Below are 15149 nucleotides of genomic sequence, written 5' to 3'. Positions count from 1 at the left end.
TGACCCTGCAACGCGATCGCTCCGACCGCATTCAGCGTCTGGACAACGGCGCCGGCCGCGCGCTGCTGTTGCGGTATGACCGCGCGCAACTGGTGGCGGTCGATTATCAGGTGTTTGTTCAGGGCGAGTGGATCACCGAGCAAAACCTCGCCACCTACAGCTTCGATGCCCGGCAACGCCTGCTGGTTGCGACCAACGCGGTCCGCGACAGCGAGCGCTACGACTACGACGATCACCACGTCATCCTCCAGCGCCAGCTGACTGGCGGTGCGAGCTTCTTCTGGGAGTGGCAGCGTGAGGGCAAAGCCGCCCGCTGCGTGAGGCACTGGGCTTCGTTCTCGCAGATGAACACCCGTTACGTCTGGAACGATGACGACGCCAGCGTGACCGTGCATTACGTCGACGGCACCGAAGAAGTCTACGTCCACGACGAGCGGGCGCGGCTGGTGCGCCAGGTTGCGGCCGATGGCGGCGAGCAGCTCAAGGCCTATGACCAGCAGGGGCGCTTGATCGCCGAGCAGGATGCGTTGGGCGCGGTTACCGAATACCGCTACGACGAACTTGGACGGCTGATCGCGCTGATTCCGCCGGACGATGCACCAACGTCCTACGAGTACCGCAACGGTTTTCTCTACAAGCGTTGCCGTGGTGAGGCGGTGTGGATCTACCGGCGCAACGCTGAAGGCGCCGTCACCGAAGCGGTCGATCCCGACGGCCAGGTCACCCATTACTACTACAACCTGCGCGGGCAATTGCTGTCGCTGCGTTATCCGGACAGCAGCCGCCACCGCTGGGTGTGGAACGAGCTCGGCCAGCTCATCGAAGAAACCCTGCCCGATGGCGGCGTGCGGCGCTTTTCCTACGATGCGCTGGGCCGGCGGATTACCACCCAGGACGAATTTGGTGTCGTCAGTCGTCAGCAGTGGGACGCGGCCGGCCGACTGATCCTGACGACTTCTCCTACGGGCAGCACGCGCGCCTACAGCTATGGCGCCTACGGGCAGATCACCGCTGAGCGCGATGAACTCGGGCGCATCACCCGCTATGAATATGACGATGATTTGCACCTGGTCTCGCGGCGGATCAATCCTGACGGCACCCGCGTGCAGTATCGCTATGACCATGCGCGGCTGTTGCTGACCGAGATTGAAAACGAATCGGGCGAAAAATACCGACTGGATTACACGCCGACCGGATTGATCCGACAGGAAACCGGGTTTGATGGACGCCGGACTGCGTATGCCTACGATCTCAATGGGCATCTGCTGGAGAAGACCGAGTTTGGTGATTTCGGTCCAAGTCTGGTCACCCGGTACGAGCGCGACGCGGCTGGACGTTTGCTGGTCAAGACCCTGCCCGATGGCGCCAAGATCCGCTATGACTACGACCGCCTCGGTCGGTTGATCGGTGTCGATGACGGCCAGAACCATCCGCTGGCGTTCGAGTACGACCGTCAGGATCGGCTGATCACCGAGCATCAGGGCTGGGGCACCTTGCGCTACGCCTATGACGCCTGCGGCCAGCTCAAACGCCTGCGCCTGCCGGACAACAGCAAGCTCGACTATCACTACGCCAAGGGCGGTGCGCTGAGCGCCATCGACCTCAACGGTACGCCGCTGACCCGGCATGTGTATCAGTCGGGTCGCGAACAGCAACGCCAGCAAGGTCTGCTGCTCAGCGAATACTCCTACGACGATCAGGGCCGCTTGCTCGCCCACGCTGTAGGCCATCGCCACGCCTCGCTGTACCGCCGCGATTATGCCTACAGCGCCAACGGCAATCTTGAGCACATTGCTGACAGCCGCCACGGCCAGCGCACCTACGGCTACGACGCCCTCGACCGGTTGATCCGCGTACGTCACTCACGCGACGAACTGCCCGAATCCTTCGCCCACGACCCGGCCGGCAACCTGCTGATGCAGGACCGCCCCGGTCCCGCGCAGATCAAAGGCAACCGCCTGCTGATGCAGGGCGACCGCCATTACGACTACGACGCCTTCGGCAACCTGATCCGCGAACGCCGTGGCCACGGCCAGACCCTGGTCACCGAATACCGCTACGACTGCCAGCACCGCCTGATCGGCCTGACCCGCCCTGACGGCCAGACCGCCACTTATCACTACGACGCCTTCGGCCGGCGCATCCGCAAAACCGTCGACAGCGCCGTCACCGAATTCTTCTGGCAAGGCGAACACCTCGTCGCCGAAAGCAGCGCCACGCAATACCGCAGCTTCCTCTACGAACCCGGCACCTTCCGCCCACTGGCGATGCTCGACGGCAAAGGCCCGAAAAAGGCCTGCCCGTTCTACTACCAACTCGACCACCTAGGCACCCCACAGGAACTCACCGACTACAGCGGCGAAATCGTCTGGTCCGCCCAATACGACGCCTACGGCAAAGTCGCCGCCGTCACCCTGGCCGGCGAAGACTATCTGGATCAACCGCTGCGCTTTCAGGGGCAGTATTTCGATGTTGAAAGTGGGCTGCATTACAACCGCCATCGGTATTACGACCCTAGGTTAGGGCGGTATCTGACGCCGGATCCGGTGAAGCTGGCCGGTGGGTTGAATCAGTACCAGTACGTGCCGAATCCGACGGGGTGGGTGGATCCGTTGGGGTTGACGTCGAACTGCCCGCCAAAAGGCCGAAAAACGACCGGCTGTCCAAAACCTAATGAAATCGAGCCCCCACTGGTTTCTCGGCGAGGCGCGTTCAGAAAGGCAAAACTTGACTCGGGAATACCAAAAGGGCAACAGCCCGACATTCAAGTCGATGAGGTTAGCGGCAAGCAGAAGCAATTCACTTATGCCAACATGACAGATAGGAAGGGCAATAACATCTTGGACAGTAGTGGAATGCCAATCATAACTCGGGAATATAAATACACCAGAGAGGATGGCTTTATATTGATCCTCCAAGATCATTCCGCAGGCCATAAATACGGAGATATAAATAACCGGGGAGATCAAGGCCCTCACATAAATGTGCGACCTGCGGATGACAGGCGGAATGGCAAGGTAAAAAACACAAGCGATCATTACCCATTCAGGAGATCACCATGAAAAACTGGAACGAAATAGAGGGCAGCAAACTTTTCAATATGGTATTCAGCAGACATATACCTATCTCAGAGATTAAGCTATTCGCCCTGAACATAGACAATAACCTTTCAACACTGACCTTGGCATTTGACATCAGGGAAACACCAGACACTCCTCCAAAGAAATGGGATCTAATAGGATACAATGCTTGCCGTATCGGAATAACGTGCAGTGAAGTTCGAGGCTTGACAACATCAAACATTCCAACGCAAGAAACATTAAACCTATCCATCCAACTCATTGGGGATAGGTACTCTGTTTCCGCCACATCCATGTCGTCAGAGTTAAAATTCACTACATCATCATTAAGATTGAGAGAGCCAAGTGTGTACTTAACAGAAACACCTTTCTAGACCATTCAATAATCAAGCGCTCTTTTGCAGGTGACATTTTGTCTCTTGAGGACTTAATCAAAGGTTTCCTCAGTAAAGTCGAAGAAGGAACAACGCTGCTGCAGAAAAAAATTTGGTACACGAAACATTCTTAGGCTCTGACAAAGTTTCCAGATAGAGCGTTGCGGAGAAATTATTGATGGACTGGAGTATGGGTTACATGGTGTAGGATGTGCTATCCATTTTCCCACAGAGTTAGTAGATTTCGATTACGGGCCAAACAACAGGATCGACGGCTTTGACGTGTGGCGTCTTTATATGTACGCCGCCGACAGGTCTGAAGAGTACAAAAATACACTGACATCAGTTTTCTTGAGAGCGAGTTCAAGACTTATCTAGGCTCAGGCAGAATCAAAAAAATATCGCCCTCCGATGACCTCTATGAACTAATCGACCCGCCGCAAAACCTCTGAAAACGAGAGCATGGCTCGCAGATGACTAACAAATATTCCGCGCGTATTGTCGAGATCGACCCAATCATTGAGGAAATGCTACTGCTCAGCGTCAACGGTGTGACTGTGAGATGTTTCGCAGGCCACTGCCCCTCAGTCATTGAAGTAGGTGAGAACTACTCAGCCGAGTTCGAAATGGTACTGCCGGACGAAATAGACATCTCAATATGTGAAAGCATCGAAACACGTGTCGAGATGCTTGACGATGGTTTCTCATGTGAGATTCATGGGCGCTTAGAAGGCGATACCTTTAAGTCATTCGTCGAATTTGCGGATCAAGATATTCACTTCGATTTTCCGCATCTCAACGGGCAGTTTGTGAAAATTACAGCACACAGAATCGACGTTTCGTTCCGAGGAACTGGGCCTCTGTAGGGGCCTGCTGAGTCAGGCCCTTAAGCGATAACTCAAATTTTCAACACCCCATTCACTGCTCATCCCCATCCTCCTCATACTCCATATCCGCCTCATCCGCATCATTCAACGGCACCGTCGCATCATCCATCAGCGAGCCCGGATCTTCATTGCCCGGATCATTGATAAACGGCAATCCACTCGGACCCTTCTCTTCTTTGCCTTCGGTTTCAGGAGTCATGGCGAACCTCTTGATCGCGTGGGATGTATGACGTTCGAAAAGCCCTACGGCCAAACGTTCCTCTTTCTGACTGCCAGACACGAAAAACCCGGCGCCAGACCGGGTTTCCGTTGATCAATCAGCGATGTTTATTTTTGTGTTTGTTCTTGTGCTTGTGGCCGCCTGAATGAGATCCGCCGTCGTCGTCGCCAAGATTGTTACCTACCGCGCCGCCTGCTGCGCCGCCAAGGCCTGCGCCAATGGCGGAGCCGGTGGAGCCGCCGAGGCTGTTGCCGACGACCGAGCCGCCTGCTGCGCCAAGACCGCCGCCGATCGCGGCTTCGGTGCGGTTGCGTTTGTTCGCGCCGACGGCACTGCCCGCCGCGCCGCCAACACCTGCGCCGACCGCTGCGCCCGTGCTGCCGCCAAGTTGTCCGCCAACCACATTACCCAGCGCACCGCCGAGACCACCGCCTACGGCAGCGGTGCCGTCTCCGGCCGCCATCGCGCCCTGCGCCACGACCAAGCCAAAAAACAGTGCAGATAATGACAATCGCATATGAACCTCGCAGTTCCCGAATCGGGACAGTCCGCCCAAGCGGGGCGTATGCAGATTGGAGATGATTTCGCACGAAACGTTCAGCCATGAAAAAGCCCGACATCGAGTCGGGCTTTTTCTGACAGGCCATCAGTCTCAGTGGCGCTTGTGACCTTTGCCCAGGTTGCTGCCGACGGCACCGCCGGCCGCGCCGCCCAGACCTGCACCGATGGTGGCGCCGTTGCGGCCGCCCAGGCTGTTGCCGATCACCGAACCACCGGCTGCACCGACACCGCCGCCGATCGCCGCTTTGGTACGGCTGCCCTTGCGTGCCGCGACGGCACTGCCTGCTGCGCCCGCGACGCCAGCACCAATGGCGGCACCGGTGCTGCCGCCCATTTTCTGACCGACCACGTTACCCAGCGCGCCACCCAGGCCACCGCCCAGCGCCGCGGTGCCATCACCGGCAGCCATCGCACCTTGAGCAACCAGAAGGCCAAGAACCAGAGCAGGCAGTGTTAAACGCATGACGAAAACCTCAAATAAACGGGATGACGAAAAGGAGCGGGATTTAATGCGCTCGGCGCAGGAAAGTCCAGACGCAGGCGACAGCGTCGATTGGACCGCGATCAGGGAAAAGGTTTTATGCCGGGCAAAAAAAAGCCCGCTGGGGAGACGGGCTGGAGACTTGCTTTCTAACGGATGGCTTCACACTACGTTCGCCAACGTGAAAAGTTTGTGAAAAAAAACCGACATTAATGTCAATGCCCGCCCCCTCATTCTTGCGCACATAAAAAACCCCGTTCAGTGACGGGGTGCGGGATGAAATCACTTTCTGGTCCTTGCCGTGACCTTGGGCAGGAATTTTGCTTTCGGCCCTTTTGGGGCCGTGGATTTGATTTTGCCGATGCTGACCGGATCCTCGCCAAACCCCGACTGATACTCCGACTGACCGCAGCGCACACAGTTGTTGAATGAAAACTCAGCGCCATCATCTTCGATAAATGGACCTGACATAGACTCTCCCCTACGCAACCGGGCCGACACCGGCAAAACAGTTTTGCCTGGAAAATATCGTCCCTCAGCGCTTTTTAGACTAGCTGGTCACTACTGGACTTGCTGTTCAGAAAGGCTGATCACCGACGAATGGAAAAAAGTGTCGCGAGCGATCATTCGCTAAAGATTTCCATCGAACGGCCGCTGCCCTTACTCCTACAAATGAATCTCAAGGAGAGGTCATGCAAATCAATGGATTCCCGAACATGCCAGTCGTAAAACTCACGGACGAGCAGATCGCTGCCGGCAAGGCCGGTGCGGAAAAACTCAAGGAAAAGATCGCCTCGGGTGAAATCACCATCAAATACCCGGACAAACCGCTTCTGCAGCCGGGCGTCGTCTACCATCCCAGCGAGCCCGCACCATCGGCGCAGCCTGACGGGACACCGCCCCTCGTTGCCATCGATACACCGCTGACCTATGACTCAAGAGGCGCTGTGTTGCTCAAGCCTCAGGGCTGATTGACGCGGAAAAAAGCCCATTCGTTGTGCGAGTGGGCTTTGCCTTGAACGCAATGATCAGCGCAGCTTCACCGCCGTTCCGGTCACAAACACGACAACCATGCCACCCTTGCCTGCCGGCATACTGATCTCGAAGTCCACGCCGACCACCGCGTCAGCCTGCAATGCCCGCGCCCGATCCTTCAGTTCGTCGGTTGCCTGAATGCGTGCTTCTTTAAGAGCCCGCTCCAACGTCTGCGAGCGCCCGCCAAAGAAGTCGCGCATGCCGGCGAACATATCGCGGATCACGTTGACCCCTTGCACAGACTCGGCGCTGACAATGTCCAGATAGGCCGTGATCTGCCGCCCCTCGACGGAATGAGTGGTGGAAATGATCATGAAAGTCGTCCCTTTACTGCATAAGTGAAGGCAGCGATTGTAACGCGGCACCAGATCTGGCCCGTGCCTCAATTGGATTTAACGACCCACAATTGATCCAGCTTCGTCGTAAAACTCGAACTCATCATCTCCCGCCGCATGCCCCAGGCCGGATCCGCCGGCACACTTCCCGCTCGCAACGTTCCATGCCCCCAGCGCTGATTGATCTGGTCGAGCACCCCCATCACCTTCTCCGCCGTCTGCGGTTGCGACTGGGCAAACAAGTCGTCGGTAAACTCTCCGGGCTGCCGAAGATCCATCAATAACACTTCAGCCTTGCTGTACTTGAAGCCCGGCCGGAACAATCGATCAACCGCCTCGCTCGCGACCTTGCTCAGCAATCGCACATCATTGGTCGGATAAGGCAACTCGATCAGCGCGCCATTGGCGTACTTCGCCTCCTCGGGATTAAACATGCCGGTGCGGATACTCACGCGGATCTTCTTGCACAGCGAATTCTGCGCACGCAGCTTTTCCGCCGCTCGGTGCACATAAGTCGCCACGGCTTCCTTGATCGGTTCGATGGTAGTCAAACGATTGCCAAACATGCGGCTGCTGCAAATTTCCTGCTTCGGCGGTTCTGTTTCCGACAGTTCCAGACAGGATGTGCCACCCAGTTCGCGCGCGGTCTTCTCGATCACCACGCTGAACTTGCGCCGCAGCGTCCACGGATCGGCCTTCGCCAGGTCCATTGCGCTTCTGATCTGCATGCTTTCCAGATGAGCTTTCATCCGCCGCCCGACGCCCCACACTTCACCGACATCGGTATTGCGCAGCACCCAGTCGCGTTTGGACGGATCGCAGATGTCGACCACGCCGCCGGTATGCGCTTGCAAGCGTTTGGCAGTGTGGTTGGCGAGCTTGGCCAGCGTTTTCGTCGGGGCGATGCCGACGCCCACAGGGATGCCCGTGCGCTTATAAACAGCAGAGCGGATGGTTCGGCCAAACGCGGTCAGGTCCCCAGGGATGCCGCTGAGATCGGCGAACGCCTCATCAATGCTGTACACCTCGACCGCCGGCACCATGGATTCGATGATCGTCATCACCCGTTCGCTCATGTCGCCGTACAAGGCGTAATTACTGCTGAACACCTGAATGCCATGGCGGCGCAAATCATCGCGAATCTGGAAATACGGCGCGCCCATTTTCACAAAGGGCTTGGCGTCATAACTCCGGGCAATCACGCAGCCATCGTTATTGCTCAGCACGACAATCGGCGTCTTCGCCAGATCGGGCCGGAACACTCGCTCACAGCTGGCATAGAAGCTGTTGCAATCGATCAGCGCGAAGACCTGCTCACGGTTTGCCATGGTCGCGCACGCTGTAAGTCACCACACCCCAGATCACCAGCTCATCCCCTTCCATCACGTAGCGAGGCGGATATTTGCTGTTGGCCGAAAGAAGGATGATGGTGTTGTCGCGCATATGCAGACGCTTGCAGATGGGTTCGGAGTTGAGACCGGCGATGACGATATCGCCGTGCTCGGCATTCAGGCTGCGATCGACGATCACCAGATCACCGCAAAATATCCCCGCGTCCTGCATGCTCTCGCCTTCGATCTTCGCCAGATAAACGTGCGGTGCACGAATATCAAAAACCTCGTCCAGAGAGATGTGCTTTTCAATGTGATCAGCCGCCGGCGAAGGAAAACCGGCGGGAATCCGAAAAGAATACAGCGCAAGCTTTTCGCCCGCGCCTGACAAAGGGCCGAGGATGGTGACGCTCATGATACGAACCTGATAGTGAATTTACTGTATGCGCATACAGTAAACTCGGGACGGTTCGGGGGGTCAATGAGGCGTGTAGGAGATTTCGACGGGTGACAGGGGTTTGTATAGCTTTGGAGAGAGAATGATCACCAAAACACATTTCATGGATGCCGAGCACCAACGGTCCCATGTGACCATTTTCCAGACACCAAAAACCACAAACCCCCGACTTTCTCTAGGAAAATCAGGGGTTTGTGTTTACTGAATGTGGCGGTGAAGGAGAGATTCGAACTCTCGATACAGTTTCCTGTATACACACTTTCCAGGCGTGCTCCTTAAGCCACTCGGACACTTCACCGTATCTCTGCAGACATGTTCTGTCTGTCGAGGCGCGCTAATGTAGTCGAAAGCTTTTGCGATGGCAAACTTTTTTTCAGAATTTTCATGCGCTTAAGAGAGCGCGATGCTTTCATCCGAGAGGAGCGATGGCAAACCCGCCAATCTCAGGTTATCGACGCGCTTCCTTTATAGGGGGCAACACGCGTGGCGCGCTGGCCGAAGCGCAAAACGGTGACTGGCAGGTCAGTCACGGCGCTTTACCTGGCCTGCGGCGGTGGGTAACGTCTGCCCATCTTTCTAATAAGGAATAGCGTCATGAGCGAGTTGATTGCCTACCACCTCGAAGACGGTATCGCGACCCTGACCCTGAACAATGGCAAGGTCAACGCGATTTCTCCGGATGTGATTGCGGCGTTTAACGCGGCGCTGGATCAGGCGGTGGCGGATCGCGCCGTGGTGATCATTACCGGGCAGCCGGGGATTCTTTCGGGTGGCTATGACCTGAAGGTGATGACCGCCGGCCCGAAAGAAGCCGTTGCGCTGGTGACGGCCGGTTCGACCCTGGCCCGCCGCCTGCTCTCTCACCCGTTCCCGGTGATCGTTGCTTGCCCGGGGCACGCTGTGGCCAAGGGCGCTTTCCTGCTGTTGTCCGCCGATTACCGCATCGGTGTCGACGGGCCGTTCAGCATCGGCCTGAACGAAGTGCAGATCGGCATGACCATGCACCACGCCGGTATTGAGCTGGCACGCGACCGTTTGCGGCGTTCGGCTTTCCATCGGTCGGTGATCAATGGCGAGATGTTCGATCCGAAAAGTGCCGTTGATGCAGGCTTCCTCGACAAAGTCGTCACTGCCGAAGAATTGCAGGGCGCCGCGCTGGCTGCCGCGCGGCAGTTGAAGAAGATCAACATGCTCGCGCACAAGAACACCAAGCTGAAAGTGCGCAAGCAACTGCTGGAAACCCTCGACGACGCGATCCTGCAGGATCAGCAACATCTGGGCTGACTCGTCCAGGATCTGCCGGTAAGAAAAAGCCCGACCCTCGTGTCGGGCTTTTTCTTACGTCACACGTCGAAGATTCGCGGAAAGCTCTAGGACGCGCCTGACAGGCAATACTGAAACATGCGCTTAAACATCGGCCATCTCCGGACTCTATAGCGGCAATTGCCGAAAACAGTGCACATCCGTACACTGCGCCACCTTTTGTCCCGGTGGGCCTGCAAAAATGCTGTTTGTGTTTCGTATGTTGTTGATGGGCCTGCACTTTATTCTGGCCGGCGTGCTCGGCGTGATCCTTGGACTGTGCCGCCCGTTCAACCCGGACAACAGCCGACTCTGCGCCCGTCTCTACGCTTTGCCGGCGATGTGTATCTTGCGTTTGCGGGTCAGGTCCGAGGTCAACGGCTTGATGAACAAGCCCGACAGTTGCGTGATCATTGCCAACCATCAGTCCAACTACGATCTGTTCGTGTTCGGCAATGTCGTCCCCCGCCGCACCGTGTGTATCGGCAAGAAAAGCCTGAAGTGGGTGCCGTTGTTCGGCCAGTTGTTCTGGCTGGCCGGCAATGTGTTGATCGACCGTGGCAATGCGCACAAGGCGCGGCAGTCGATGCTGACGACCACCCACACCTTGCAGAATGAAGACACCTCGATCTGGGTGTTTCCGGAAGGCACCCGCAACCTCGGTGAAGATTTGCTGCCGTTCAAGAAAGGCGCGTTCCAGATGGCAATTGCCGCCGGCGTGCCGATCGTTCCGGTGTGCGTGAGCAGCTATATAAAGCACATGCGCCTGAATCGCTGGCGCAGCGGCAACGTTCTCATACGTTCCTTGCCGGCGATTCCTACAGTCGGATTGACCATGGACGACATGCCTATGCTGATTGAGCGATGCCGCGAGCAGATGCGCGAGTGTATCGAGTCGATGGATCGGCAACTGCAAGCCGCATGAAACAAGACCCGCCCTGTGCGGGTTTTCTTTTGCCGGGTGAACTGTAGAAGTTTCACTGACTCTCAAGCAGCGACACGGCTAAGCTGAAGCCTTGTTCCCCTGCCATCTGCCAAGAAGAAGTGAATCACCACCATGGGTCGAGTTGTTGCTGCTGCGGTGTACAGCGAGGGTAAGAAAGTCACCAATATTGCGCTGGACGAAGGTGCTGCGTGGGCGGCCAAACCCGGGCACTTCGTGTGGATCGGTCTGGAAGAACCGGATGCACAGGAATTATCCAACCTGCAACGTCAGTTCAACCTGCATGAACTGGCGATCGAAGACGCGCTGGAAAAACACAGCCGACCGAAACTGGAAACCTTTGGTGACGCTCTGTTTATCGTCACCTACTCGCCGGTCCGCGAAAACGGCGTTTTGCAATTTATCGAAACGCATATCTTCGCCGGCAGGGGTTACATCATCACTGCACGCAACGGCCACTCTGCGTCGTACGCCTATGTGCGCCAGCGCTGTGAAGCGCGCCCGTTGTTGCTCGAGCACGGGGAGGATTTCGTCCTGTATGCGCTGCTCGATTTCGTCATCGAGAACTATCAGCCGGTGGGCGAAGCGATCCACGCCGAGATCGATGAGTTGGAGCGCAACGTGCTGTGCAGCGCCCTCAACGAGCGAGACATCCAGAAGCTGCACGGTTTGCGCCGTGATGTGGTGCGCTTGCGTCGATATGCGGCGCCGATGGTGGAAATCGGCGAAGAGCTGCAAAAGCTCAGTTTCCCGTTTATCGACAAGAACATGCGCCCGTACTTTCGCGATGTGCAGATTCACGTGACGCGGCAGATGGAAGACCTGAGCACGCTGGCGGACATTGCCAGCCAGACCATCGAGATTGGCGTGTTGCTCGAGGCATCACGGCAGAGCGTGGTGCAGCGCAAGTTTGCGGCGTGGGCGGCGATTCTGGCGTTCCCGACGGCGGTGGCGGGGATTTACGGGATGAACTTCCAGAACATGCCGGAATTGACCTGGCATTACGGTTATTTTGCGGTGCTGGGGTTTATCGCGGTGGGCTGTGTGAGTTTGTGGGCGAGTTTCAAGCGGTCCGGGTGGCTGTAGCCGGGACCGCGTTGCCCCGGATATTCGCGAGCAGGCTCGCTCCCACAGGGATTGTGGAAGCAGACCCTTTTAGCGTTGAGCCGCTTCCGGTTTGTGCGCCACGAAGCGCATCATCCACTCCGCAACCGTAGCGCCATGATGTTCCTGCTCAAGGCTGGCCATGCCTTTGCTGTAAATCTGCGAGCCCAGCGCTTCCTGGCGCAGATCAAGGAGCGCGCGGGAGTAATCGTGAATGAATTCCGGGTGGCCCTGGAAGCACAGCACCTGGTCGTTGATGTGATAAGCCGCGAACGGGCAGAAATCGCTGGAGGCGATCACAGTCGCGTTTTCCGGTAGTTCGGTGACCTGGTCCTGGTGGCTGATCAGCAGTGTCAGCTCTTCGCGCACCGGGCTCATCCACGGCGCCTTGGCTGCCAGCTGGTAGCTGTGAGTGCCGACGCCCCAGCCTTGGGACGCACGCTCACTCTTGCCACCAAGCAATAGCGCCAGCAATTGATGGCCGAAGCACACGCCGAGCAATTTGTCGCCGCGTTCGTAGCGATTCAGAAGATAGGTCTTGAGGGTCTGGATCCACGGATCCGTGCCGAACGAATCGGCCTTGCTGCCAGTGACCAGATACGCATCGAAAATCTCGTCGTCGCTTGGATATTCACCCTTCACCACGTTATAGACAGTGAACTCAGCGGCGATCGGTTGCTGCGAGAACAGGCGCTGGAACATCTGCCCATAGCCCTGATATTGGTCAATCAATTCGGGCCGCAGGATGTCGGTTTCGAGAATGCAGATGCGCAGCGACATAAAAAATACCTGACACGTGATGGGAATAATGAACACCCCAGAGCCTGCCTTGAAACACGTGGCCAAGGCAAGCCCCGAAATGCTCGCTGGCCTTAGAACATTTCACCTTTCGCCGCTTTGTCCAGCAGCAGCGCTGGCGGAGTAAAGCGCTCGCCGTACTGCTCGGCCAGATACTGCGCGCGGGCGATGAAGTCCTTCAGGCCATACTGGTTGATGAACTGCAGCGCCCCGCCGGTCCACGCGGCGAAACCGATGCCGAAGATCGAGCCGACGTTGGCATCCGCCGTCGAGGTCAGCACGCCCTCCTCCACACAGCGCACGGTTTCGATGGCCTGCACAAACAACAGCCGATCACGCACATCCTTCGCAGAGATCTGTCCGTCTGCCTTCTCGAAGCGCGTTTTCAGCTCCGGCCATAAATGCTTCTGGGCACCGGCTGGATACTCATAAAAACCGCCTCCGGCAGCTTTACCCGGTCGCTTGAATTCATTGAGCATCAAGTCAATCACGGCAAAGGCCGGGTGCTCAATCAGCGGTTTCCCTTCAGCCTGTAGGTCCTTGGCCGTCTGTTGACGGATATGGCTCATCAGGCTGAGGGAAACTTCGTCGGAGATTGCCAGAGGCCCGACCGGCATCCCGGCCTTGCGCGCTTCGGTCTCGATCATCGGCGCACTGACGCCCTCGCCGAGCATGGCAATGCCTTCGTTGGTGAACGTGCCGAACACCCGCGAGGTAAAGAAGCCGCGACTGTCGTTGACCACGATCGGAGTTTTCTTGATTTGCAGAACGAAATCGAAACCGCGAGCGAGAGTTTCGGCGCTGGTCTGCGCACCTTTGATGATTTCCACCAGCGGCATTTTTTCTACCGGACTGAAGAAATGCAGGCCGATGAATTTGCTTTGATCGGGCACTGCCGTCGCCAGACCGGTGATCGGCAGCGTCGACGTATTGGAAGCAATCACCGCTTCGCCGCCCACCACCTGTTGCGCGGCGGCGGACACCCTGGCTTTGAGTTGGCGATCCTCGAACACCGCTTCGATGATCAGATCGCAACCGGCCAGATCGGCATCACTTTCGCTCGCAACGATTCGCGCCAGCACCGCTTCACGCTGTTCGGCAGTCATTTGGCCACGGGCAACTTTCTTGTCCAGCAGCGCTGCGGAATGCGCTTTGCCCTTCTCGGCAGCGGCAAGGTTGATGTCCTTGAGGACGACGTCGATACCGGCCGAGGCGCTGACGAACGCGATGCCTGCGCCCATCATTCCGGCGCCGAGCACACCGACTTTGCGGGTTTTATAGGGCGCAAAACCTTGCGGTCTTGAACCGCCGGCGTTGATCTCGTTCAACTGGAACCAGAACGTACCGATCAGGTTTTTCGAGATTTGCCCGGTCGTCAGCTCGGTGAAGTAGCGGGTTTCGATCAGGTGCGCGGTGTCGAAATCGACCTGAGCGCCCTCCACCGCCGCGCACAGAATCTTCTCCGGCGCCGGCAGAGTGCCCTGGGTTTTCGCGCGCAGGATCGACGGCGCAATCGCCAGCATCTGCGCCACTTTCGGGTTCGATGGCGTACCGCCGGGAATCTGGTAACCCTTGACGTCCCAGCGCTGCACTGCCGCCGGATTGGCGAGAATCCAGGCGCGCGCCTTGGCCAGCAGCTCATCGCGATCCGCTGCCAATTCATCAATCAGCCCGGCCTGCAACGCCAGTTGCGGGCGCACTTTTTTGCCTTCAAGCAAGTACGGCAGGGCTTTTTCGATGCCGAGCATGCGCACCATGCGCACCACCCCGCCGCCGCCCGGCAAAAGACCCAAGGTCACTTCCGGTAGACCGAGTTGCACCGAGGCGTCATCAACACCAATGCGGTGGTGACAGGCCAGACAGATCTCCCAGCCGCCGCCCAGCGCAGCGCCGTTGATCGCCGCGACCACCGGTTTGCCGAGGGTTTCCAGGCTGCGCAATTGCGCCTTGAGGGTCAGCACCATGTCGTAGAAAGCTTTGGCTTCGGGCTTGCCGACCTTGATCAGTTCATTGAGGTCGCCGCCGGCAAAAAAGGTTTTCTTCGCCGAGGTGATGATCACTCCGGCAATGCTGTCTTTCTCGGCCAGCAAGCGGGCAACGCAAGCGGCCATGGCCTCGCGGTACACGGCGTTCATGGTGTTGGCGCTCTGGCCCGGCATATCCATGGTCAGCACGACGATACCGTCCTGGCCTTTTTCGTAACGAATGGCTTCGCTCATAACAGGGTTCCTTGAAGTCGGG

The 15149-nt window shown here is 57.5% G+C and carries 16 protein-coding genes and 1 tRNA gene; 7 read left to right on the top strand and 10 right to left on the bottom strand.

What is annotated here, in order from left to right; genetic code table 11:
- From D8U61_RS01665 to D8U61_RS01650, 3 genes are all read left to right on the top strand, one after another.
- Window positions 1-3062, top strand: a 3062-nt coding sequence (locus D8U61_RS01665) for an RHS repeat-associated core domain-containing protein (RefSeq protein WP_177433296.1), incomplete at its 5' end; no start/stop codon positions are given.
- Entirely contained in the window at window positions 3059-3454 is a 396-nt protein-coding gene (locus D8U61_RS01660) for an Imm50 family immunity protein (protein WP_130887519.1), read from the top strand. The genes D8U61_RS01665 and D8U61_RS01660, both read left to right, overlap by 4 nt.
- Window positions 3455-3927: 473 nt before the next feature.
- A complete protein-coding gene (locus D8U61_RS01650) occupies window positions 3928-4320 on the top strand; it encodes a hypothetical protein (RefSeq protein WP_130887520.1) in 393 nt (130 codons plus the stop codon).
- 52 nt (window positions 4321-4372) lie between these two features.
- Here D8U61_RS01650 and D8U61_RS27735 read toward each other — a convergent pair whose 3' ends face one another.
- The 4 genes from D8U61_RS27735 to D8U61_RS01635 form a co-directional block, all read right to left on the bottom strand.
- Entirely contained in the window at window positions 4373-4540 is a 168-nt protein-coding gene (locus tag D8U61_RS27735; RefSeq protein ID WP_016773805.1) for a hypothetical protein, read from the bottom strand.
- Window positions 4541-4658: 118 nt separating this feature from the next.
- Window positions 4659-5078 (bottom strand): YMGG-like glycine zipper-containing protein, encoded by a 420-nt coding sequence (locus D8U61_RS01645; RefSeq protein ID WP_024012287.1) that lies wholly within the window; start codon window positions 5076-5078, stop codon window positions 4659-4661.
- A gap of 135 nt (window positions 5079-5213) precedes the next feature.
- Complete coding sequence (locus D8U61_RS01640; RefSeq protein ID WP_016773803.1) at window positions 5214-5585, bottom strand: hypothetical protein; 372 nt, start codon at window positions 5583-5585, stop codon at window positions 5214-5216.
- 300 nt (window positions 5586-5885) lie between these two features.
- Complete coding sequence (locus tag D8U61_RS01635; RefSeq protein ID WP_024012286.1) at window positions 5886-6074, bottom strand: hypothetical protein; 189 nt, start codon at window positions 6072-6074, stop codon at window positions 5886-5888.
- Window positions 6075-6295: 221 nt separating this feature from the next.
- On the opposite strand from D8U61_RS01635, the gene D8U61_RS01630 reads away from it, so the two are divergent.
- The gene (locus D8U61_RS01630; protein WP_056784095.1) at window positions 6296-6574 is read left to right on the top strand and encodes a hypothetical protein; all 279 of its coding nucleotides are present in this window, start codon (window positions 6296-6298) and stop codon (window positions 6572-6574) included.
- A gap of 57 nt (window positions 6575-6631) precedes the next feature.
- On the opposite strand, the gene D8U61_RS01625 is transcribed toward D8U61_RS01630, so the two are convergent.
- The 4 genes from D8U61_RS01625 to D8U61_RS01610 all read right to left on the bottom strand — a co-directional run bounded on the left by D8U61_RS01625 (window position 6632) and on the right by D8U61_RS01610 (window position 9059).
- Window positions 6632-6952 (bottom strand): YbjQ family protein, encoded by a 321-nt coding sequence (locus D8U61_RS01625; RefSeq protein WP_016773801.1) that lies wholly within the window; start codon window positions 6950-6952, stop codon window positions 6632-6634.
- Window positions 6953-7020: 68 nt separating this feature from the next.
- Window positions 7021-8301, bottom strand: coding sequence for a Y-family DNA polymerase (locus D8U61_RS01620; RefSeq protein ID WP_130902528.1), 1281 nt, complete (start codon window positions 8299-8301; stop codon window positions 7021-7023).
- On the bottom strand, window positions 8288-8719 hold the full coding sequence (umuD, locus tag D8U61_RS01615) for a translesion error-prone DNA polymerase V autoproteolytic subunit (RefSeq protein WP_130887521.1): 432 nt from the start codon (window positions 8717-8719) through the stop codon (window positions 8288-8290). Before umuD ends, D8U61_RS01620 begins: the two co-directional genes overlap by 14 nt.
- Before the next feature lie 250 nt (window positions 8720-8969).
- Window positions 8970-9059: transfer RNA gene (locus D8U61_RS01610), tRNA-Ser, on the bottom strand.
- A 296-nt stretch (window positions 9060-9355) separates the two neighbouring features.
- On the opposite strand from D8U61_RS01610, the gene D8U61_RS01605 reads away from it, so the two are divergent.
- From D8U61_RS01605 to D8U61_RS01595, 3 genes are all read left to right on the top strand, one after another.
- On the top strand, window positions 9356-10045 hold the full coding sequence (locus D8U61_RS01605; RefSeq protein WP_065615173.1) for a crotonase/enoyl-CoA hydratase family protein: 690 nt from the start codon (window positions 9356-9358) through the stop codon (window positions 10043-10045).
- 220 nt (window positions 10046-10265) lie between these two features.
- Window positions 10266-10988 (top strand): 1-acylglycerol-3-phosphate O-acyltransferase, encoded by a 723-nt coding sequence (locus D8U61_RS01600; RefSeq protein WP_024012238.1) that lies wholly within the window; start codon window positions 10266-10268, stop codon window positions 10986-10988.
- 132 nt (window positions 10989-11120) lie between these two features.
- A complete protein-coding gene (locus D8U61_RS01595; RefSeq protein WP_016773794.1) occupies window positions 11121-12092 on the top strand; it encodes a magnesium and cobalt transport protein CorA in 972 nt (323 codons plus the stop codon).
- Window positions 12093-12161: 69 nt separating this feature from the next.
- Here the strand turns inward: D8U61_RS01595 and D8U61_RS01590 are convergent, their stop codons facing one another.
- Window positions 12162-12890, bottom strand: coding sequence for an amidotransferase (locus tag D8U61_RS01590; protein ID WP_130926308.1), 729 nt, complete (start codon window positions 12888-12890; stop codon window positions 12162-12164).
- A 92-nt stretch (window positions 12891-12982) separates the two neighbouring features.
- Window positions 12983-15127 carry a 3-hydroxyacyl-CoA dehydrogenase NAD-binding domain-containing protein gene (locus tag D8U61_RS01585; RefSeq protein ID WP_130926307.1) on the bottom strand — a complete coding sequence of 715 codons (2145 nt, stop codon included), beginning with the start codon at window positions 15125-15127 and terminating at the stop codon, window positions 12983-12985.
- Window positions 15128-15149 lie beyond the last annotated feature (22 nt).

Source organism: Pseudomonas sp. Sample_14, from assembly GCF_004307515.1.
In the GTDB taxonomy this organism is placed as follows: Bacteria; Pseudomonadota; Gammaproteobacteria; order Pseudomonadales; family Pseudomonadaceae; genus Aquipseudomonas; species Aquipseudomonas atacamensis.
Note: the sequence above shows the minus strand (reverse complement) of the source record. Positions and strands in the feature narration are given on the sequence as shown.